This window comes from Streptomyces liliiviolaceus, assembly GCF_018070025.1.
In the GTDB taxonomy this organism is placed as follows: Bacteria; Actinomycetota; Actinomycetes; order Streptomycetales; family Streptomycetaceae; genus Streptomyces; species Streptomyces liliiviolaceus.
Genome location: NZ_JAGPYQ010000002.1, coordinates 1,949,373 through 1,971,275, shown reverse-complemented (window position 1 = coordinate 1,971,275; position 21,903 = coordinate 1,949,373). Strand labels below are relative to the sequence as shown.

15 protein-coding genes are annotated in these 21,903 nt (G+C 70.9%); 3 read left to right on the top strand and 12 right to left on the bottom strand.

The window, feature by feature from the left end; translation table 11 throughout:
* The first annotated feature begins 76 nt into the window (after positions 1-76).
* Both J8N05_RS43970 and J8N05_RS43965 read left to right on the top strand, forming a co-directional pair.
* Positions 77-3,487, top strand: coding sequence for a glycosyl hydrolase (locus tag J8N05_RS43970; protein ID WP_247706940.1), 3,411 nt, complete (start codon positions 77-79; stop codon positions 3,485-3,487).
* A gap of 49 nt (positions 3,488-3,536) precedes the next feature.
* On the top strand, positions 3,537-6,821 hold the full coding sequence (locus J8N05_RS43965) for a family 78 glycoside hydrolase catalytic domain (RefSeq protein WP_210893272.1): 3,285 nt from the start codon (positions 3,537-3,539) through the stop codon (positions 6,819-6,821).
* Positions 6,822-6,877: 56 nt separating this feature from the next.
* Here the strand turns inward: J8N05_RS43965 and J8N05_RS43960 are convergent, their stop codons facing one another.
* The gene (locus tag J8N05_RS43960; RefSeq protein ID WP_210893270.1) at positions 6,878-8,323 is read right to left on the bottom strand and encodes a glyceraldehyde-3-phosphate dehydrogenase; all 1,446 of its coding nucleotides are present in this window, start codon (positions 8,321-8,323) and stop codon (positions 6,878-6,880) included.
* Positions 8,324-8,469: 146 nt separating this feature from the next.
* Complete coding sequence (locus J8N05_RS43955) at positions 8,470-10,692, bottom strand: discoidin domain-containing protein (RefSeq protein ID WP_407700010.1); 2,223 nt, start codon at positions 10,690-10,692, stop codon at positions 8,470-8,472.
* 377 nt (positions 10,693-11,069) lie between these two features.
* On the opposite strand from J8N05_RS43955, the gene J8N05_RS43950 reads away from it, so the two are divergent.
* Entirely contained in the window at positions 11,070-12,341 is a 1,272-nt protein-coding gene (locus J8N05_RS43950) for an aminotransferase class V-fold PLP-dependent enzyme (RefSeq protein ID WP_210893268.1), read from the top strand.
* A gap of 34 nt (positions 12,342-12,375) precedes the next feature.
* On the opposite strand, the gene J8N05_RS43945 is transcribed toward J8N05_RS43950, so the two are convergent.
* From J8N05_RS43945 to J8N05_RS43900, 10 genes are all read right to left on the bottom strand, one after another.
* Positions 12,376-13,383 carry a YihY/virulence factor BrkB family protein gene (locus J8N05_RS43945; protein ID WP_210893266.1) on the bottom strand — a complete coding sequence of 336 codons (1,008 nt, stop codon included), beginning with the start codon at positions 13,381-13,383 and terminating at the stop codon, positions 12,376-12,378.
* Positions 13,384-13,621: 238 nt separating this feature from the next.
* Positions 13,622-14,548, bottom strand: a complete 927-nt coding sequence (locus tag J8N05_RS43940) for a sensor histidine kinase (protein ID WP_210893264.1) — start codon at positions 14,546-14,548, stop codon at positions 13,622-13,624.
* The gene (locus J8N05_RS43935) at positions 14,545-14,919 is read right to left on the bottom strand and encodes an STAS domain-containing protein (RefSeq protein WP_383935674.1); all 375 of its coding nucleotides are present in this window, start codon (positions 14,917-14,919) and stop codon (positions 14,545-14,547) included. Before J8N05_RS43935 ends, J8N05_RS43940 begins: the two co-directional genes overlap by 4 nt.
* 163 nt (positions 14,920-15,082) lie before the next feature.
* Positions 15,083-16,141 (bottom strand): glycoside hydrolase family 5 protein, encoded by a 1,059-nt coding sequence (locus tag J8N05_RS43930; protein WP_210894321.1) that lies wholly within the window; start codon positions 16,139-16,141, stop codon positions 15,083-15,085.
* 294 nt (positions 16,142-16,435) lie between these two features.
* A complete protein-coding gene (locus J8N05_RS43925; RefSeq protein ID WP_210893262.1) occupies positions 16,436-16,720 on the bottom strand; it encodes a zinc-ribbon domain-containing protein in 285 nt (94 codons plus the stop codon).
* Between the two features lie 154 nt (positions 16,721-16,874).
* Positions 16,875-17,351 (bottom strand): hypothetical protein, encoded by a 477-nt coding sequence (locus J8N05_RS43920; protein WP_210893260.1) that lies wholly within the window; start codon positions 17,349-17,351, stop codon positions 16,875-16,877.
* Between the two features lie 170 nt (positions 17,352-17,521).
* Entirely contained in the window at positions 17,522-18,412 is an 891-nt protein-coding gene (locus J8N05_RS43915) for an STM4011 family radical SAM protein (RefSeq protein WP_210893259.1), read from the bottom strand.
* Between the two features lie 6 nt (positions 18,413-18,418).
* A complete protein-coding gene (locus J8N05_RS43910) occupies positions 18,419-19,825 on the bottom strand; it encodes an STM4012 family radical SAM protein (RefSeq protein WP_247706939.1) in 1,407 nt (468 codons plus the stop codon).
* The gene (locus J8N05_RS43905; protein WP_210894318.1) at positions 19,822-20,628 is read right to left on the bottom strand and encodes an STM4013/SEN3800 family hydrolase; all 807 of its coding nucleotides are present in this window, start codon (positions 20,626-20,628) and stop codon (positions 19,822-19,824) included. Before J8N05_RS43905 ends, J8N05_RS43910 begins: the two co-directional genes overlap by 4 nt.
* Before the next feature lie 64 nt (positions 20,629-20,692).
* On the bottom strand, positions 20,693-21,886 hold the full coding sequence (locus tag J8N05_RS43900) for an STM4014 family protein (protein WP_210893257.1): 1,194 nt from the start codon (positions 21,884-21,886) through the stop codon (positions 20,693-20,695).
* Positions 21,887-21,903: the final 17 nt, after the last annotated feature.

The following is a 21,903-nucleotide window of genomic DNA, read 5'->3' as shown; positions in this document are numbered from 1 at the left end:
ATCTCCCGGATACCCCCAGCACACCGTTCCGTCCGGCGGACGCCCCGGTGCCCGCCGTTCACGCAGGAGTTCACCCATGTCCCACATGTCTCACGACGACCTGTCCAGACGCCGCTTCGTGGCCGCGGCCGGTGCCGCGGGCACCGTTCTCGCGGTCGGCTTGCCCGATGCCGCCCACGCCGCGGGAGAAGGCGCCACCGGCGCTGCGGCCCCGAGCCCCGAACGCTCCTTCTCGGCACGGCACTTCGCCGATCCCCGGCGGGACAGCAGGCCGACCGTCTACTGGTACTGGAACGGGCCCGTCACCCCCGAACTCGTGGACCGGCAGCTGGCCGACCTGCGGGACAAGGGCATGTACGAGGTGGTGCTCTTCCCGTTCGACAACGCCGAGATGCAGCCGGTGTTCTTCACCGAGGAATGGTTCGACATCGTCGGGCACGTACTGCGCACCGCGGAACGCACCGGCATGCGCGTGTGGCTGTTCAACGACGACCACTTCCCCAGCGGTCGCGCCGGGGAGTACATCGTCAAGGGCGGCACGGTCGGCTCCCGTACGTACGAGCCGCGGCCCGAGCTGCGCCTGAAGGCGCTCTGGCGCTCGACCACCGTCGTCGAGGGACCCGCCACCGTCGACCTGCGCCGCAGCAGCGGGGTGGGCGTGGCGGCCGGACAACTGGTCGCCGACGCGGCCGTGCTCGACGGCGCCGCCGTACTGCGCGGCGGCGACGGCTGGACGGACTACACCGTCACCGGCAGCGCCAAGGCCGACCACACCGCGGCCGGTCTCGTCGTCCGCGCCTCCGCCGACGGACTCGACGGGTACGCCGTCACCTTCGACCAGACCGGCGTCGTCACCGTCCTGCGTCTGGCGCGCGGCACGGACCCGGCCGAACTGCTGCGCAGCACCCGCACCGACGGCTTCAACAAGACCAAGTTCCACACGGTGGCCGTCACCGTCCGCGCGGACACCCTGTCCGTCACCCTCGACGGCAAGGACAAGGGCACGGTCACCGACGACCGGTACGCGACCGGCGGGGCGGGCGTACGGGCCGTCGCCGACCAGCGCTCCCTGTGGGACACCTTCACGGTCACGGGCGCCGACGGCACCTCCCTCCACACCACGGCCTTCGACGACCCGGCCGACGCGGGGGACTTCCCCGACCGGACCCGGCTCGCCGCCGACGCCACGGCCGTCGCCGCCGCGGCCCGCCCGGTGGGCACGACCGAGGCCACCGAAGTCGTCGACCTGACCGCCCGGTTGGGCGGCGCGCACACCTGGCAGGTCCCGGCGGGCCGCTGGCAGCTCGACCTGTTCGGCGGCTCCCCGCTCGTCGACGACAGCCAGGGCTACAGCCGCAGTTACGTCGACCTGCTCGACGACGAGCCCGTGGACCTGTTCCTCGACATCGTCCCGGGCGAGTACCACCGCCGCTTCCGCCGCTACTTCGGTACGGTCATCCCCGGCTTCTGGGACGACGAGCCGTTCTTCGCCTCGGCCGAGGCGCACTTCAAGCGCCTGCCCTGGTCGCCCACCCTCGACAAGGCACTGCGCGCGGTGGACGTCGAGCCGGGCATCGCCTACGCCTGCGCCTTCGACGACCTGGGCCGCGACGGCCGGATCGCCCGGGGCCGCTACTGGCAGGCCGTGTCCAACCGCTTCGCCCGCTCCTTCCGGAAGCAGGCCCGCTGGTACGAGCAGCGCGACGTCGCCCTGATCACCAACCCGCTCTACGACGAGACGTCCCCCGCCAAGCGCATCCCCTCCACCGGGGATCTGCACAAGGTCAACCAGTGGGCCCATGTGCCCGGCGGCGACATCATCACCGCCGAGTACGTGGCCGGCGAGCCCACGATGATTCCCCGCAATCCGGTCTCCGTCGCGCATCAAATGGGCCGGGAGCGCGCCCTGTTGGAGATGTTCGGCAACATGGGCTGGCAGGTGACGCCCGGGTTCGTGCACACCACGGTCGGCGCGCAGGCCGCCCGGGGCGTCAACCTGACGGTCCTGCACGCCCTGTGGACCGACGAGGTCCGCGTCTACTTCCCGCCGCCGTTCGGACCCCGCGCCCCCTGGTGGTGGGCGATGCGGCCGCTCGCCGAGTGGATCGGCCGCGTCATGGAGGCCGGACGCGGCACCTCCGGGGCCCGCACCGCCCTACTGCAACCGCAGCGCGCCGCCGAACAGTGGACCGGCACCGACCGGCAGGGCGAGGTCGACGGCGCGCTCTCCGACGCCGCCTACGCGCTGGAGCGAGCCCAGGTCGACTTCGACCTCGTCCACGAGGGCGCCCTGACCGGCGACCCCGACCTGCTGAGCCACGCGGACGTACGAAGCGGCCGGCTGACCGTGGGCGCGGCCCGCTACGACCTCGTGGTGGTGCCCGTGACCCCGACCCTGGACGTGGCGTCCGTGCGCGTCCTCGCGGAGTTCGCGCGGGCCGGCGGCACCGTCGTGGCCGTCGGCGCCCTCGCCGCCGAGGAGGCGGCCCACAAGGACCGGTCCCTGGCCCGCGCCCTGACGGACCTGTTCGGCGAGCGGGTTCCCGGCCGCCGGACGGTCGGCCGCGGGCACGCCGTGCGGGTCGCCGATGTGGAGGGTCTGCGCGCCGCGACCCACGAGGCAGGGGTCGCCGCGGCCGTATTGGAGACACCCCAGGACGCGGTCCGCGTCCTACGGGTCCACCGCGGCGAGGACACCGCCTTCATCGTCAACAACGAGGGCGGCGAGCCCGTCGAGACGACCGCGACCCTGCCGGCCACCGGCGTCCCCGAGCTGTGGGACCCCGCGACGGGCGGCACCGGCACCGCGCCGGTGCACCGCAGCGGCAGGAACGGCATCCAACTGCCCCTGACCCTGGAGCCGTACCAGACCCGGATCGTCGTCGTACGCCACGACGCACGGGCGGTGCCGCACCTGACGGCCGCACCGCTGCCCGTCCTCGCGGTCGAGCGGCACGGGAAGGGCCTGCGGGCGACGGTGGAGGCCTCGGCGCCCGGCAGTCACCGGTTCACCGGAACCGACGGCTCCCACACCTACCGCGGTACGGCCCGCACCGACGACCCCCTCACCCCGGTCACCGTGGACGGCGACTGGACCCTCACCCTGGAACGCGAAGGCTCCACACCGGTCACCGGGCCCCTGGGCAGCTGGGTCGAGCACGACCGGCTCTTCTCCGGCAGCGGCACCTACACCAAGGACCTCGACGTCGAGCGCGCGCTCCTCGACGGGCGCCGCGTCCTGCTCGACCTCGGCGAGGTCCGTGACGTGGCGGCCGTCACCCTCAACGGCACCGCCCTCCCGCCGCTGCTGTGGGCGCCGTGGACCGTCGACATCACCCGGCTGGTGAAGCCCGGCCGCAACTCCCTCGCCGTGCGCGTCGCCAACACGCTCTCCAACGAGCGCAACAAGCCCCTGCCGTCCGGCCTGCTCGGACCGGTGACCCTGCGCTTCCGACGCCACCTCACCGTCGACCTCACCCGCGACTGACCCTGCCTTTCGCCTCCTTCCCGCCCCGCACGCACTTCATGGAGCCCTCATGCGCAGACCCCGTTCGCGACCGCGTCCCCGCAGCGGACACCGGCGGCCCCTACCCGTACTGCTCGCCGGACTGACCGCGTTCGCGACCGTGCTGGCCGGCGCCGTCACCGCCGATGCCACCACCACCGGAAACAGCGCCACCATCACCCCGGACCGGCTGCGCACCCAGCACCTGAGCCGGGCCCTGGGCATCGACGACACCACGCCCGACCTCAGCTGGGAGACCGAGGCCCGCGCCACGAACACCCGCCAGGCCGCCTACCGCGTCCAGGCGGCCAGTTCCCCGGACCTGCTGCGCCGCGGCCGGCCCGACCTGTGGGACTCGGGCAAGGTCCGCTCCACGGTGCCCGAGACCACGTACGCGGGGAAGAAACTGGGTTCCCGCGACCGCGTGTACTGGCGCGTCATGCTCTGGTCGTCGCACGGGTCGCGCGACTCCGGCTGGAGCGACACCGCCGTCTTCGAGACCGGCCTGACCCGGCAGTCGGACTGGACCACCGACGGCGACGCCCGGTGGATCACTCACCCCGACTGGCGGCTGAGCGAGCGCATGGTCGAGCCCATAGTCGTCAAGGTCCCCCGCACCACGGCCCGTTACGTACGGCTGGACGTCACGAAGCTGGGACTTCCCCTCGAAGAAGCCTTCCCCGAGCGCACCTGGCGCCTCCAGCTCGGCGAGATCGACGTACGTGACTCCGCCACCTCCACCACCGGTCTCGCCCGCGGCGCCGCCGTGACCGCCTCCGAGACCAACACCCTGCGCAAGACCTGGGAACCGGCCCTCGCCGTCGACGGTCTGCCCAACAGCGCCCTGCAGACGGCCGCCGGCTACGCGAGCGCCGCCCACACCGGCGCCGACGTCTCCGGTACACCCGTGGTCCTCACCCTCGACCTCAAGTCGGCGAAGACCTTCGACGAGGTGGCGCTGTATCCGCGCGCCGACGTCCTCACCGCGGACGGCCGTGTCCCCAACTTCCCCGTGGACTACGCCCTTTCGAGCGGCGACAACGCCGCAGGACCGTTCACCGCACTCGCCGACGTGGCCGGGCAGAAGGCACCCGAGCCCTACCTCCCGGCCGGACTGCCCCTGCTCACCGACGACTTCAAGCTCCCCAAGAAGGTGCGCAGCGCCCGGCTGTACATCGGGGGACTGGGCATCTACGACGCGACCCTCAACGGCGAACCGGTGGGCGACGCCGTCCTGGAACCCGCCAACACCGACTACGCGGAACGCGTCCAGTACGCCACCTACGATGTCACCGACCGTCTCAAGACCGGTGCCAACACCCTCGGTGTGGCCCTCGGCAACGGCATGTCCAACGTCGTCAGCACCGCCGACCGCTACCGCAAGCTGTACGGCAACCTGAGCGACCCCAAGCTGATCGCCCGCCTTGAGGTGACTCTCGCCGACGGCAGCGTCCGTACCGTCACGAGCGGCGACGACTGGCGGACCACCCTCGGGCCCACCACCTCCTCCAACTGGTACGGCGGCGAGGACTACGACGCCCGCCGCGAGAGCTCCCACTGGGACGAGCCGAGCGGCGACCGCCGCGACTGGGACAAGGCCGTCGCGGTGGCCGGTCCCGGCACGGCCGAGAAACCCGCCGTACTCAGCGCCCGCGAGACCGAACCCATCAGGGTCGTCGAGACCCTCAAGGGCAAGGAGGTCGAAGGCGCCGCCGACAGCAGGGTCTTCGACCTGGGCCGCAACATCGCCGGCTGGCCCGAGATCACCGTCAGCGCGCCCGCGGGCACGGACATCCGTCTCTACCCGGCCGAAAGCCTCAAAGACGGGCACGCGTTCCAGTCCATCAGCAACGTGGGCGCACCCCTGTGGGACAGCTACACCACCCGGGGCGCCCGCACCGAGACCTGGCACCCGCGCTTCAGCTACCACGGCTTCCGCTACCTGGAACTGAGGGGCGTCCCCGAGGGCGCGACGGTCACCGTACGCGGCAAGGTGCTGCGCACCGACAACACCTCGGCCGGCGACTTCACCAGCTCCGACCCGCTCGTCAACGACATCCACTCGCTGATCCGCCGGGCGATCGAGGGCAACATGATGAGCGTCCTCACCGACTGCCCCAGCCGGGAGAAGCTGGGCTGGCTGGAGCAGAACCAGCTCGTGTTCCCGGCGCTCGCGGGCAACTACGACATGCGGTCCTACCTGCGCAAGATCGTGCGCGACATGGCCGACGCACAGACCACGGACGGGCTGATCCCCAGCACCGTGCCCGAGTACACGAACCTGCCCGGCGCCTACCGCAACGACTCCAACTGGGGCGGCGCGTTCGTCCTCGTCCCCTGGCAGCTCTACACCACCTACGGGGACCGGGACACGATGGCCACGTACTACCCGCGGATGCGGCAGTACGCGGACTTCCTTCAGACGCAGGTCTCCGGCGGCATTCTCGACTACGGTCTCGGCGACTGGTTCACCCCGGACCGCACCTTCCCGCGCGCGGTCGCGGGCACCTACGGCTACTGGCGCGTGCTCGACGCGCTCAGCAGTACGGCGGCCGTCCTCGGCGACCAGGACGCGGCCGACACCTACCGGGCGAAGGCCGACGCGAGCGCCACCGCCCTGGCCGCCAAGTACTACGACTCCACCACCGGCACCTTCGGCGGCGGAGGCCAGGGCGCCGAAGCCCTGGCCCTCGACATGGGCGCGTACCCGGCGGGGGAGAAGGACCGGCTGCTCGACCACTTCAGCGGCGCCGTCGAGGCCGCGGGCTACCATCTGACACTCGGCGAGATCTCCCTGCCCGCCGCGTTCCGGGTGCTGTCCGCCAACGGCCGCGACGACATCGTGCACGAGATCGCCACGCAGACGACCAGCCCGAGCTACGGCTACCAGGTGCGGGCCGGCAACACCACGCTCGGCGAGTCCTGGGACGGCGGGCCCGGCCAGTCGCAGAACCACTTCATGCTCGGCGCCATCGACTCCTGGTTCACCACCCGGGTCGCGGGCATCGGCCAGACCGCCGACTCGGTCGGCTACTCCGAACTCCTCGTCGACCCCGCCGTCGAGGGCGACCTGACCTCGGCCACCGGCTCGTACCGCACCCCGTACGGGATCGCGCGGACGGAGTGGAAGCGGGACGGCGGCCGGTTCCGGCTCACCGTGGACGTGCCGGCGGGGAGCACGGCGGAGGTGCATGTGCCGCTGTTCGGCGGCAGGGCCACCGCGCCCGCCGGGATACGTCCGGTGCGTACGGAGCAGGGCGAGGCGGTGTACGAGGTCGGCTCCGGCAGCTGGACCTTCCGCTCGACCGCGTCGTAGGGCGTAGTCCGACTGCCGGGTGCCCCGGGATTCCGTCCCGGGGCACCCGGGTGCGATCAGACCGCGGGCGCCGGGTACGTCGGGTACTCGACCCCCGTCACATGCTGGACCACCCGGACGACCTGGCAGGAGTAGCCGAACTCGTTGTCGTACCAGAGGTAGAGGATCGCGTTGTCGCCGTCGACCTTGGTGGCGCCGGCGTCGACGATCGAGGCGTGGCGCGAGCCCATGAAGTCGCTGGAGACCGCGTCGGGGGCGGTGGTGAAGTCGATCTGCCGCTTCAGCGCTGAGGTCAGCGACACGTTCCGCAGATACCCGAGGACTTCCTCGCGGGTGGTCTCGCGGCCGAGCCGCAGGCTGAGGATCGCGATCGACACGTCCGGCACCGGCACCCGGATCGAGCTGCCGGTGATCGGCGCGTCCAGGTCGGGCAGCGCCTTCGCCACGGCGGAGGCCGCGCCCGTCTCGGTGATCACCATGTTGAGCGGCGCCGAGCGGCCACGGCGGTCGGCCTTGTGGTAATTGTCCAGCAGGTTCTGGTCGTTGGTGAACGAGTGGACGGTCTCCACGTGCCCGCGCAGCACGCCGTACTCGTCGGCCATCGCCTTCAGCGGCGGGACGATCGCGTTCGTGGTGCAGGACGCGCAGGACAGGATCTGCTCGTCCGGCTTGATCATGTCGTGGTTGACGCCGTGCACGATGTTGGGCACGTCACCCTTGCCCGGCGCGGTCAGCACGACCTTGTCGATGCCGGGGCGCAGATGCTGGGACAGGCCCTCGCGGTCGCGCCAGATACCGGTGTTGTCGATGAGGACGGCGTCCTTGATGCCGTACGCCGTGTAGTCGACCTCGGAGGGGTCGTTCGCGTAGATCACCTTGATCGCGTTGCCGTTGGCGAAGATCGTGCTGCTCGCCTCGTCGACGGTGATCGTGCCCTGGAACTGGCCGTGGATCGAGTCGCGGCGCAGCAGCGAGGCGCGCTTCACGATGTCCTGGGCCCCGCCCCGGCGGACGACGACGGCCCGCAGGCGCAGACCGTTGCCGGAACCGGCCTTCTCGATGAGCAGGCGGGCGACCAGGCGCCCGATGCGGCCGAAGCCGTACAGGACGACATCGCGACCCGAGCGGCTCTCGATCTTGTCGGCGCCCGTGGCACCGGCGACGGCCTCGGCGGTGAAGGCCTCGACCGTGAGACCGCGGTCGTCGCCGCGGTGCGTGGCGGCGAGCATCCCGATGTCGATCTGGGAGGGGCCGAGGTCGAGCGTGGTCAGAGCCCGCAGATAGGGCAGGGTCTCGGTGACCGACAGCTCCACCCCGGTGATCTGCCGGGCGAACCGGTGGGTCTTGAGGATGCTGACCACCGACTTGTTCACCAAGGAGCGGCTGTGCAGCAGGACGGTGACGTCCCGCTCGCGGTGCAGCTTCCCGATGATCGGGATCATCGACTCCGCGATCTCCTCGCGGTTCTTCCAATTGGTGAACGAGTCGTCATTGACAGTCACAGGTTTATCTTTCGAGCTAGGCGGTGCTCATATGATAAACGGTCGATGATCTCGCTCCGCACGCGGCCCGCCCTCCCGGTGGGGAGGACGGGCCGCGGACACTGTTCAGCCGGTTGTCGCTGTCGCTGTCGCTGTCGCTGTCACCGTCACGGGAAGCTGGTGATCTTCGACGGGATGGTGTCCGAGCCCGAGGTCGGCGCACCCGTGTTGTTCACGACGTGCGCGTACTGGCCCTTCCCTCCCAGCGAGATCACCTGGATGCTGTGCAGCTTGACGCCCGACTTGACCGGCACCTGGAACCCGTGGTGCTGGACGATGGTCGAGTCGGACGTGAAGTTGCAGTAGCTGCCCAGGCCCCACGCCTCATGGGTGTTGACGCTGTCGGCCACCTTGTAGGCGGCGTAGCCGACGATGCCGTCATGGGTGATGGCGGCGGAGTTCGGCACGTCGTAGGCCTTCTCGTTCTGGAAGAAGATCGTCCGGCCGCGTTCGCCGCTCCAGACCACGTCGTACTTGTTGAAGTGCTCGACGAACAGGCCCGTGGCGAGGACGTCGTCGCCGTTGACCTCAAGCCCGTAGTCGGCGCGGTTGGTCTCCCAGCCGACGCCCGCGCCGTGGTCCGCCCGCCAGATCCACGTGTGGTCGACGATGGCGTCGTCGCTGTTGATGACCATGGAGTGGGTGGCCAGACCGGGTCCTGCCCCGCCGATCCGGACGAACACGTCCTGCACGGTGGTCGGGTTGGCGGCGTGGTCGGCCGAGGAGCCGGGCGCGCCGACCTGGAGCAGGGTGTCGGACTTGGTGGCACCGGCGTCGATGAGGAAGCCCGCCAGCCTGACCCCGTCGACATCGGCGACGTGCATCGCGTCCACGCCGTTGTCGGGGACGATCGTGGCGAGACCGAGCCCGAGGACGACGGTGTTGGCGCGGTTCACGTTGATGGTCTGGTCGAGGTGGTAGACACCGGGCGTGAACAGCAGGTTGAGGCCCTGCGCCAGCGCCGCGTTGATGGTGGCGGCGGTCGCGCCGGGCTTCACGACGTAGAACTGGCTGAGCGGGAGCGAGGTGCCGCCCGCGTTCGCCGGCCACGACACACCACGGGCGTTGGTGCGCTTGGCGGGCACGAACACCTTGTAGTCGTTGCCGTCCAGGTACAGGAACGGCTTCTCGCGCGAGATCGGCGTGGTGTCCAGCGTCGTGTACGGACCGGTGTCGAAGTTGGTCGCAGGGGCGCCCTGCACACCGGAGAACGTCATGTTCCAGACGCCGTTGGTCCAGCCGCCGACCGAGCTCTCGCGGGTGTACCACTGCTGCTGCGAGTACGGACCGACCGTGCCGTCGATCTTCGAGTCGGCGATGTAGCCGCCGGAGGCCCAGCCGTAGCCCGCCGGCGCGAGGTTGAGGCCGCCCTCGACATGGATCCGGCGGAACGGCGCGGCCTGGGCCACCGCCCAGCGGTCCGTGCCGTTGACGGGCCTGATCGACAGATTCTCCGCCGAACGCCAGAAGTTCTGGGTGGCGTTGCCGTTGAACCAGCCCGCGTCCACGGTGATGTCACCGTTGATCTTCACGTCGTCGGGGTTGAGACCGAGCCCGGAGATCGAGGTGTAGAAGCCCAGTTGCGCGTTGATGCCGTTGTACGTGCCCGGCTTCATCAGGAACTGGTAGCGGCCGGAGCCGAACTGGTTGGACTCCTGCTGGGTGAAGACCTGGTCGAACTTGGCCTGCAGATTCGGTGTGCTCGGGTCCACGACGATGACGTTGGGACCGAGGTCGCCGCCACCCTCGACGGGCGGGGTGCCGCCGCCGGTGCCGGTGTGCACCGCGACCTCCCACAGCGAGTAGCCGTAACCGGTGCCGCGGGCCGTCCCGTTGATCCGGACGTACCGGCCCGAGCCGCTGACGTCGTAGGAGGCGGTGCCGCCGGTGCCGCCTGTGACGGACTTCAGCGTCGTCCAGTCCTGGCCGTTGGCCGAGGCCTGGATGGTGAAGTCCTTGCCGTAGGCGGCCTCCCAGTTGAGGTCGACCTTGCAGATGTCCTGGACCGAGCCGAGGTCGACCCGCACCCACTGCGGGTCGGACGCCTGGCTGGACCAGCGGGTGCCGTTGTTGCCGTCGAAGGCGGACGCGGCGGGGGTGCCCGCGTTCTCCGTGGACGACGCGGTGGCCGGCTTGCCCTGGGCGGCGTTGGCGGTCGAACAGGCCGCGGCGGCCTTGGTGTTGCCGGCGGCCGAGGAGGCGGCGGTGCTGTCGGGGGAGAGGGGCGCTTGGGCCGCGGCGGCCGGTAGCTGGGCGGGGAGGGTGATGAGCGCGGCCGTGGTGGCGAGCGCGAACCCCAGGGATCTGAGTCGCAAACGTTGACGTCTCATACGTTGACTCCGTGCGGGTGTGGAGGGCGGGGAACGGTCGGGGGGAACCCGGACCATTGCGGTGGGGAACCCGATGCCGGTGCGATGACGCTTAGTTCAGGTGTTGATTTAAGTAATGAATCAACTGCTCGGCAACCCGTCGGACACGACTTCTTTCCGGCGCTGTTCGCGGGCGGGGTGCCCGGGGGAGGGCTTCGGCCCGGGCGGGGCGGCAACGTCAGGAGGTGAAACCGCCCGGGAACGGCACCGGCCGCCGACGCGGGGTCGGTCGCGGGCAAGGGGGTGGTGTCGGGGCGGTGGAGGATCGACGGCCCACGTGCGGGCCCCGGGAGCGCGGGGAAGGCATACGAACGCCGGGCGGATGGAAACACACCGTCATGGAACCCACCAGCGTTGGAGACGGCACCGTGGAGGGCAGCAGTGTGGAGGGAAGCAGTGTGGAAAGCGGCAGCGTGGAACATCACGGCCTGGACATCGAGGCGCTCCGCGCCGAGGCCCCGGGTACCGCGCACCGGGTGCACCTCAACAACGCCGGGGCCGGGCTGCTCTCCCGGCGGACTCTGACGGCGATGACCTCCCACCTGGAGCTGGAGGCGGACATCGGCGGATACGAGGCCGCCCGCCAGGAACGGGACCGCATCGACGCCACCCGCACGGACCTCGCCCGACTCGTGGGCGGGCGGCCCGACGAGATCGCGCTCTTCGACAACTCCACGCACGCGTGGAACGCCGCCTTCTACTCGATGACCTTCAAGCCGGGCGACCGCATCCTGACCGGTCGTTCGGAGTACGGCAGCAGCGTACTGGCGTATCTGCAGACCGCCCGGCGGTCCGGCGCGGAGATCGTGGTGGTCCCCGACGACGCGTACGGGCAGCTCGACACCGCGGCGCTGACCGCGCTGATCGACGAGCGCACCCGGCTCATCGGCGTCACCCACATCCCCACCAGCGGCGGCCTGGTCAATCCGGCGCACGAGATCGGCCGGATCGCACGGGCCGCCGGCGTGCCGTTCCTGCTCGACGCCACACAGTCCGTGGGCCAGTTCCCCGTCGACGTCACCCGGATCGGCTGCGACATGCTCACCGCCACCGGCCGCAAGTTCCTGCGGGGCCCCCGCGGCACCGGCTTCCTGTGGGTCCGCCGTGAGGCCCTGGACTACCTCGATCCGTTCGTCAGCGACATCGAGGCGGCCACCTGGGACGGCGAGCGGGGCTTCACCTGGCACGCCGGCGCACGGCGCTTCGAGAGCTGGGAAGCGAGCTACGCCAATGTCCTGGGCCTCGGAGTGGCCGTCCGTCAGGCCCTGGACCTGGGCATGGACCCGATCGGGGAGCGGGCCGTCGCCCTCGGCGCGTATCTGCGCGACGCCCTCGACGCCCTGCCCGGCGTCAGCACGTACGACCTCGGCCGGGTCCGGTGCGCCATCGTGACCGCGAAGGTCGACGCCGTGCCCACCGCCGACGTCGCTGCGGCGCTCGCACGGCAGGGCATCAACGTGAGCACGACCGTCCCCGAACACACCCAGTTCGACACGGAGGTGCGGGACGTCCACCCCCTCGTACGCCTCTCACCGCACTACTACAACACCCATGCCGAACTGGACCGGGCGGTGGAGGCCGTCGCCGAGATCGCACGCACGGCGGGATGACCGGCAGGCGCCCCCATCCCCTTCTCCCTGCTCGTCATTCCATCCGGCGCTGCTCCTCGTCGCTCCAGGCGCGGGTGTCCCGGGGCGGCACATAGGGCTCCTCGGTGTCCGGCAGACCTCCCGCGATGGCGCGTTGCCGTGCCATCTCGGAGTCGAACTCCAGCCCGAGCAGGATCGCGATATTGCTGATCCACAGCCAGACGAGGAAGACGATGACACCGGCGAGCGTGCCGTAGGTCTTGTTGTACGAGCCGAAGTTCGCCACGTAGAACGCGAACCCGGCCGAGGCGACCATCCAGATCAGCAGGGCCAGCACGCTACCGGGAGTGATCCACTTGAAGCCGCGGCCCTTCACGTTCGGTGTCGCCCAGTAGAGCAGGGCGATCATGACCGTGACGAGCACGACCAGCACCGGCCACTTCGCGATCGACCACACGGTCAGCGCCGTGTCGCCGATCCCGAGCGCACCGCCCGCCTCACGGGCCAGCCCACCGGTGAACACCACGATCAGCGCGCTGATCACCGTCAGCACCAGCAGCACGACCGTCACCCCCACGCGGATGGGCAGCACCTTCCAGACGGGGCGCCCCTCCGGCATGTCGTAGACGGCGTTGGCGGAGCGGATGAAGGCCGCCACGTAACCGGAGGCCGACCACACGGCGAGCACGACACCGACCACGGCCATGACCGAGCCGACACCGCCCCGGCCCTGCAGTTGCGTCACCGCGTCGCTGATGATGTCCCGGGCGGAACCGGGAGCCAGCTTCCTGAGGTTGTCCAGGACCTCCTGGGTCGCGGACTTCCCCGCGATGCCCAGCAGCGAGACCAGGAGCAGCAGCGCCGGGAACAGCGAGAGCACCCCGTAGTACGTCAGTGCCGCCGCCCTGTCGGCGAGCTCGTCGTCCTGGAACTCCTTGACCGTGCCTTTCAGAACGGCAAGCCAGGACCGCTTCGGCAACTCGCGGAGCGTGTCCGGCGCCCGCTCCTCGACCTGCTCCGCCGGACCAGGAGCCTGCTGCTCGGATTCAGGTGACCTCGACATGGCCCCCGGGTATCCCACCCGGCCCACCCCATGCACCGACGCCCCCGAGGGACGCGGAGAACTGCGCGACCAGCCACAACGAACCGGCACCCACAATCGCACGCCCTCACTCGGGCGCCCTGTCCATCAGGCGGGACCCCAACCTCCCAGGGGCGCGGGGAACTGCGCACCCAGCCCCAACGAACCCGCACCCGCAAACGCACCTACAACCAACCCACCCACCCCGGTGGGCGCACCCTCAGACGTCGACGTAGCAGCGAACAACCGTGCCCTCAGCCCCGGTACGCACACGCACCAGATCCATGAGGTAGTTCACCAACAACAACCCCCGCCCACCCACCTGCGCCGGAGGCGAAGGGCGCCGCCCCGCGAGCTGATCCTTGAGCTCCCCCTCGTCGCGCACCTCGCACACCACCTGCCCACCCTCGCCCCACACGTACACCGTGCCCGAACCACCCCCGTGCACCACGCTGTTGGTGGTCAGCTCGGCCACGACCAGCGCCAGATCGTCCAGCCGGACACCGGACAGACCGAACCGCGCGGCCCGCTCGGCCACGAAGTACCGGGCGGCAGGCAGCTCGTCCGCCCCGAAGACGTACCCCTCCGCCCCCTCCACCACCGGCAGGGGTTCGTTGTACCGCTCGACCACCGCCTCCGGCGCGTACGACGGGCTGGTCCGCCACCGGCCGCCCGAGATCACGACGGGATGCGTCGCATACGCGTCGGTCAGCACCTGCTCGCTGAACCCAGCCTCGTCGTACGGACACAGGATCATCGCGTCCCGCCCCTCGAACGCGGAGTTGATCAGCGCCTCGTGCTGCACACAGGCCGGGTACTCCACGCCGGTGCGCCCGGGCCAGACCGGCTCCCCGATGATCCGGACCCGCGCCTTCGGGTGGGCGTCGGCGAACACACTCAGCACCCTGGGAATGATCCGTCCGGGATTGCGTCCCGCCTGCGTCAGGTCGATGAAGCGCACGTCCGTCGAGCCGTCGCCCAGAGCCGAACGCAGAACGTCCAGCTTCGGGCCGGGCACGGCCACCGCCACCGGTTCGCCGGCCGCCAGACCCTCACGGATGAACGGCACGGTGGCGTCCACGTACTCCTCCTCGCCCCGGTAGAAGAGGGCGGGATGCACGAACGGCTCGGAGAGCGGGGCCGTCATCGCGCCACCACCTCGACGCCCGGCAGGTCGGGCCAGAACATGTCCAGTACCCGTCCCACGGCGGCAGGCGGCTGTTCGATCATGAGGCGACGTCCTTCGGGAAGCCCTTGCGCCGCCGCCGCGAGGGCGGAGACACCGGCGACGTCGACGAAGGTGACCGCCGAGAGCTCCAAGTGGCACACCTCCACATCCTCCAGAGCCAGCCGGTCCAGCGCCCGTTCCCAGGCGGTGCGGGTCGCCAGACTGACCTCGCCCGCGGCCTGCCAGCCCGTACGGTCCGCCAGCGGGCGCACCTGGAGGGTGCCCGTGGACCGTGCGGACGACACGTCCGGCGGGCCGTCGGCGAGGTCCGCCTCCCACGCTCTGTCCACGCTGACCACCCCTGGAGTGTCGTCGTTTCCAGCCCAGTATTCCCTCTCCGTACCCCTCGCGAGGCCACAAGCGCAAGGGAGGTTTGACCGGGTCCCAGGGGTCACGGCCACGGCCTCGCGGAGGGAGCGGCCGGGGAGAGGCCGTGGCGCGATCAGGGCGTGGTCAGGGCCGGACGGGCTTGCCGCGTCCCCAGGCCCAGGCCAGCCGGTCGGCGCCGGACCGGTTGGTGGTGACCAGCCACGGCCGGGCGGGGTCACCGACCAGGGTCTGCAGCGAGTACGTGTCGTCGGTGCGCAGACCCGGCCAGTACACGGAACCCATCTTGAGCTCGCGGAACGTGTCGGTGACGGCCTGCAGGTAGTTGACGAAGTTGTCGTCGGGCGTCGGCCTGTCGTAGTCGAGCCCGGTGGTCATCGGGGAGCCGAACTCGTCCGCCACGGTCCGGCCGGCGCAGTCACCGATGCGCACCTTGAGGTCGGCGACCCACTCGTCGTAGGTCGCGTACTCCTTCCAGAACCCGTAGTGGTGCAGCGACAGGTACGTGCCCTTCAGCCGCGGGTCGGCGCAGACGGACGTGACGTGGTCGTTGTAGCCGGCGCCGCTGACGAACACCCGGTCGCGGGGCACGTTCCGGTACGTGTCCAGCCACTTCGCCGCTATGTCGGCCCACTCGGTGTCCGTGTAACCGTGCGGCTCGTTCATCGGCTCGAAGTAGACGCGCCTGTCGTCCTTGTACGCCTTGACCACGGTGTTCCACATGGGCCAGAAGGTGGCGGGGTCGTCGATGAAGCCGTCCTTGCGCGGGCCCGTGCCCTCCCAGTAGGACAGGATCACCTTGAAGCCCTTGTCCGACGCCGCGTCGATGACCCCGCGATAGGACTTCCAGTACGAGCCGTCGACGGTGTACGGGTTGATCGGCAGCCGGACCGTGTTGGCACCGAGGTTCGCGCGGAACGCCGAGATGACCCGGGTCGCCTTGGCGTAGGTGCGGGCATAGCTGTCGGAGGTCGACAGGCCGGAGAGCACGACGGGATCGTCGGCGAAGTTGTCGCGGGGATCGGCCCAGTTCACGCCCTTGAACTGCGTCGTGTCGACGCGCGGCGCGGCGGTGGCGGCAGGGGCGGCGGCGATGCCCGTACCGCTGCTCGCGGCGATCGCCAGGGCCACCACGGTGGCGCGCAGTCGGTGGGTGGAGCGGGAACCGGCGGATGTTCTGCGCATCATCGTGCCCTTTCTAAGATGTTTACGTAAACATCGAAGGCCCGAAGCTGCCCCGGCCGACATCTCGGCCAGGGCTGGGTCGGTGGTGATGTTTACGTAAACATGGCGGCGCCGGAATCGTGGCACCCACGGGAGTGATCGTCAAGGTTTCTCACACGTAACGTTCGTTGCCGCAGAGTCGGGGGAACGTCGTCGCGAAGCCGGGCGCAACAGTGGTCCGCAGCGGGCGAGTTCGGGCCCGCCCCGGGCCGGGGCCCGGGGCGGTGGGCCGAACGTCGGGAGCAGGATGCCGGATCAGCCCTGGTAGGGCTGCTGCTGCGGCTGCCGGCCGTGGGGCTGACTGCCCGCGCCCTGGACCTGCAACTGCTCCGCCTGCTCCTTGGTGATCTTCTGCTGTGCGCCGCAGAACGTGCACTGGGTCGCGTACTTCGTCGAGACGGGGAACAGCGGGACGAAGAACAGGGTGAACTTCGTGACGCGCTTGCTGAGCGTGTGCGCGGCCGGATTCCCGCACCGGCCGCACACCAGGGTCAGTATCGCGAGCTGGTAGAGGTACCCCTTGGTGCCAAAGATGATCATGCGGTGGTTCCTTTCGGGCGGGCCGTGTCCGGCGGGGCGGGACGGTGCCGGTGAGCGAAGTGTGCGCCCACCGGTCGCGGTCCCGCCTCCCAGTCTCGTGCACGGCCTGCCCGGCCGACGGCACTACCGCCGTCCCGGAGCCGGTCTCCGTGGGTCAGATGCCCATGGAGGCCATCTCGATCGCCGACCGGTAGTTCGCCGACGCGGTCACCACGCAGGCGCGGTAGGTGCGGTTGTCCTTCACCGCGAGGAAGTAGTCCTTGAGGTTCTTCCAGTAGCTGAGCAGATAGCCGACGCCCGGGACGAAGCCGGCCGGACGGGGCACGAGGGCGAAGGCCTCGGAACACCGGAGGATCTCCCCGGTCGCCGTGGAGAGCACGTCGGCGACCTCGGGGTTCATGTTCCAGCCGGCGGCCAGGTCCGCGTTCCAGATGGCCGCGGCCACCTCGCGCAGATGGGCCTCCTCCTCCGGGGTGAAGCTGCTCTGTCCGAACGCCGCCTCCGCCGCCGCGGTCGAGGGTGCCGGAGCCGCGGCCGGTCCGGTGACGGCCGAGGCCGCGGTGCCCGAGACGCCGAGGAAGAGTACGGCCGCCGTGACTGCCGCCGCGTACGTGACCTGTCTGCCGCTCATGCTGATCGGTCCCCTCTGTGGATGTGCCCGGAGTCTGCCGCCCGGAGCCTGATGGCCGGGGCGGATCGACGCTGTCATGTGCGGCGCAAAGGGGTCAACGGCGACATCCTGCCAGCCGCGCCGCCCGCGGCCGAAGGGCGATGCTTGACGGTGTGACCGTCAACTGGGCGTCAGACGGGCCCGGTTGTGGATATGAGCGGCAGGAGGGGGCGGTCGGGGAGGGCCGACGGCACGCGTTCCAGGATGCCGCCGGCGAACACGTCGTACAGCGGCAGCGTCTCCAGGTGGACGTATCCGATGTGGCAGTCGCACAGGTCCTTGGGGCAGGCCCGGGGGCCGAGCGCGGCACGGTAGGAGCCGTCGTAGAGGTTGCCCAGTTCGGTGCGCACGAAATGGCAGCGGCGGACCGTGCCCTCGCCGTCGACCGACAGGACCGACTCGCCCGTGCGGCACGGCATGCCCGCGGAGCGGTGCGGGTGGCGGCTGAACGGGAAGAGCGGGTCCAACTCGGTCCACTCGGCAGCCTGGGCGTCCGTATAGGTGTGTCCCTCGGCGGCGTTGACCCACAGGTAGACGTGGGGCGGCAGCTCCGCGCGCAGCCGTCGCGCGTGCTCAAGGTGGTCGGGCACGCCGACGATCCCGACACTGAACCGGACCCCGAGACCGGCCAGCGCGTGCGTCTTGGCCAGGAAACGTTCGTACGGTGTCTGTCCGGGGTGGTAGGTGCACCACAGGGCGACGGTGTCGGGATCCGCGTCCCTCAGCCAGTCGGTCCGGCAGCTCAGATTGGTCTGGATGGCGACCCGCTGTATGTGCGGCTGGTTCGACAGCTCCACGAGGGCGCGGCGGTACCAGGAGCGCACCAGACCCTCGCCCCACGGGGTGAACAGCACCGAGAGACGGTCCTGCCGCTGCTCGTGCGCCCACGCGCCGAAGCGCTCAAGTGCCGCGCGGTCGGCGCGCAGCTGGGCCGTGGAGTCGCGCCGCTTCGCGAACGGGCAGTACGGACAGTCGTAGTCGCAGGAGGAAAGGGGGCCGCGGTACAGCAGGGTGAGGTCCATCGGCGCTCACTTCGTCTCGTAGGCGGCCATGGCCTCGCGCACGGCCGGTGAGAACAGCTCGGGGCCGATGGCGTCCGAGTGGGCGAGTCCCTCGGGGGAGAGGCGCAGCAGCCCGGGCCGGGTGTCGTCGAGCCAGCCGCGGCCGACGAGGGCGTCCAGCTCCGCCGGGAAGTCGTCGTACGGGTCCGTACCGAACCGCAGACGGTAGTCCTCGACGGGCAGGCCCTCCGCCTGGAGCAGCGACTGCAGCAGATGCCGCCGCCGTGCCTCGTCCTCGTCGACCCACCTGCCGTGCAGGGCGCGGGAGAAGTCCTCGGTGGCGGTGTAGTCGTCGATGATGCCGCGGATCTCGCGCATCGACACCGCGTAGTCGAAGGAGTAGTGCAGCCGCGAGGTGTACGAGCGCGCGCCGCAGCCCAGGCCGATCATGCCGTCGGTCTGGCACGCGTAGTCGTCCGGCCCCTGCGGCGGCGCGTCCGCCCGCCGGAACATCCGCATCGACACCTGCTCGTACCCCTGGGAGAGCAGATGGTCGCGGCCCTCCCGGTAGCGGCGCAGCCGTTCCTCGTCCCACTGCCGGTCGGCCGTGCGCCGGTCGGTGTGGCGGCCGAGACCGGTGAGCGGACGTATGTAGAGCGGGTAGAGGTAGATCTCCTCGGGCCGCCAGGACAGGGCCGCGTCGAGGGAGTACCGCCAACTGGCCGCCGTCTGGCCGTCGATGCCGTAGATCAGGTCGATGTTCAGGACCGGGATCGCGGCCTCGCGGATGCGGGTCAGCGCCGCCTCGACATCGCTCCTGCGCTGCGGGCGTACGGCGGCGCGCGACTCCTCCTCGACGAAGCTCTGCACCCCGAGGCTCAGGCGCGTGGTGCCCCGCTCCGCCAGGACGGCCAGCCGGTCGGCCGTCGCGGTGGACGGGGACGCCTCCACGGACAGGGGGACGGCCCGCAGGTCCACGCCCATCTCCCGCTCGGCGATGTCGCACAGCCGCTCCAGCTCGGCGGCCTCCAGATAGGTCGGAGTCCCGCCGCCGAACGCCGCGTTGGCGAACCGCGGCGGCTCCTCGTCGCCCAGAGCCTCGCGCACGGCGGCGGCCTGGCGCCGTACAGCATCCAGATAGCGGCCTGTCAGCCCGTCCGGCGCGCCGATGCGGGTGAAGAGGTTGCAGAAACCGCAGCGGATCTCGCAGAACGGGATGTGCAGATACAGCGAGAGCGCCTGCCGGGACTCCCCGGCCCACAGGTCCGCGAGCCGGGGCCGCGGGGCGAGCGGCCGGTAGGCGGTCTTGTGCGGATACGCGTACGTATAGCTCTGGTAGGGGCGTGGTACGGCGACGGAGGCGCCCGCGGACAGGCCCGCGGCGGGGTTCGAAGGGCTGCTCGCGGTGCTGCCCGCGGAGGTGGCGACGGTCATGCGGGCGGCTCCAGGAAGAAGTGGCCGTAGGGCACGGTCCACACGGATTCGTGGCCGAGGCGGTGGCCGGTGTAGCCGTCGTCCCCGTAGGCGGTGCCGTGGTCGGAGCAGACGATCGCGAAGCAGCGGCGGCGCGAACTCATCGCGCTGAACAGCCGCCCCACATGACGGTCGATGTACTCCAGCGCCGCGGCGTGGGTGAGGCGGCTGTCACCCGCCTCCCGGGTCGCGCCGGGGAGGTGGAACCAGTTCGGCTGGTGCAGCGCGGAGGCGTTCAGGAAGAGGAACAGCTTCTGCTCCGGCGGCAGTTCGGAGACCGTCTTCTCGGCCCGCGCCACCTGCGCCTCGAAGGAGGTCGGCGAGGCCACGGAGAACTCGGGCTCCCAGTGGCTCTCCTGGAAGTAGCCGGGCAGTACGTCGCCCAGGGCGCCCTGCTTGTTGAAGAAGCCGACCCCGCCGATGCACACCGTGCGATAGCCGCGCGCGGCCAGGGCGGACACGATGTCCGGGGTCTCGAAGACGAACGTGCCGTCCGCGGTGGTCTCGCTGCCCGCGAACCGGGCCGCGAACAGACGCGGATGCGGTCCGGGCCCGGCGGGCGTGGGGAGGAAACCGGCGAACATCGCCTGATGGGAGGCGTAGGTGAAGTTCCCCGGCGCGTGCCGCTCCTCCCACACGCCGCCCGGGAGATGGGCGGTCAGGTGGGGCAGCCGGCCGGCCGCCGCGAGCTCGACCGCCACGTCGTGGCGGAGGGTGTCCAGGGTGAGCAGGAGCAGATCGTCCCGGCCCACGACCTCGTTCATGTCCGGTGCGGCGGTGGACGTACCGGCCGAGGCGTCGGGGCGGTCGCCCGTGGGCGGTACGGGGTCAGGCTGTGGCATGGGCTGTCCTTGGCAGGTCGTGCGGTGAAGCGGGCGGGCCGGCCTCCCCGGTCGGTGCGGCGGGAGCGGGTTGCGGGCCGCGCCGGAAGGAGCCCGCCGCGGCGATCTGCGCCGCGTACGTGTCCCGGCCCTCCGCCCCGCTGCCCGGCAGGCCGGTGAGGCGGGGCAGCAGGTCGCCGAACGCGTTGACCTCGCCGACGGCGAAACGGCGCCAGCCGAGGGCGGGCAGCAGGTCGACCCCGACACAGAGCGTGCCGGGGAAACAGGCGGCGGCCCGCTCACTCACCTCGATCGCCGTGGCCCACCGGTCACCCGCCAGCGCGCGCACGGCCGCCAGATCGCCACGCGTCCCGCCGAGATGGAGATTGGTCAGCGGCGAACGGCTGGTGCGGACCACGGCATGGGTGGCCCGGCCGGCCACGACCACGATGCGCAGATCGGCCGACCGGCCGCCGAGGGAGGCCTTCGGCAGCCAGCGCTCGACATGCAGTCCGTCGGGGGCCAGGGTGTCGACGATCGCGGCGATCTCCGACTCCGACGTGTAGCGGCGCACCCGCAGGGAGTTGTACAGCCGGCCGTCCTCGGCGCGCTCCACCGAGGTCGTCGCACGGATCCGGCCCGAAGCGGCCGTCTCGACGGCCAGGACACCGGAGGCGGACGAGCCGTGGGCGAGCTTGACGAAGGCGCGCCGCATGCCCGCCGCCGCCATCATGTCCCGTACGTCCGACCACCCCCCGACCGGCGGGAGGTCGCCGGAACCGGACGTGGGGGACGGCGGCACCGGCACGTCCGCGCGGGCGAGCCGGTCGTGACACAGCCGTTTGTCGAACATCACGGCCAGCTCCGCCGGGTCGTCGAGCCGTACGCCGCCGCGCAGCGAGGCCACGCAGTCCAGGAACCGCGCGTACCACCGCGCGGAACCCTCCACCCGCGTCGGATCGTCCACACCCCGCAGCAAGGCGTCCACGCCCGCGTTCTCACCGGGGGAGTCGAGGCGCACGACCTCGTCGTCGGCGAAGGCGTGCCCGCCGTCGCGCAGGACGTCGAGCCACTCCACGACCCGGGGTGTGCCGTGACCGGCGGCCTCGGCGGCCGCGGTGAACAGCCCCACCCTGCGGTTGTCCCCGTTGGCGACGACCACCCACTTCGGCGGTGCGTCCGCCGATCCCGTACGGCGCATGCCGTTCCCCCTCCCTG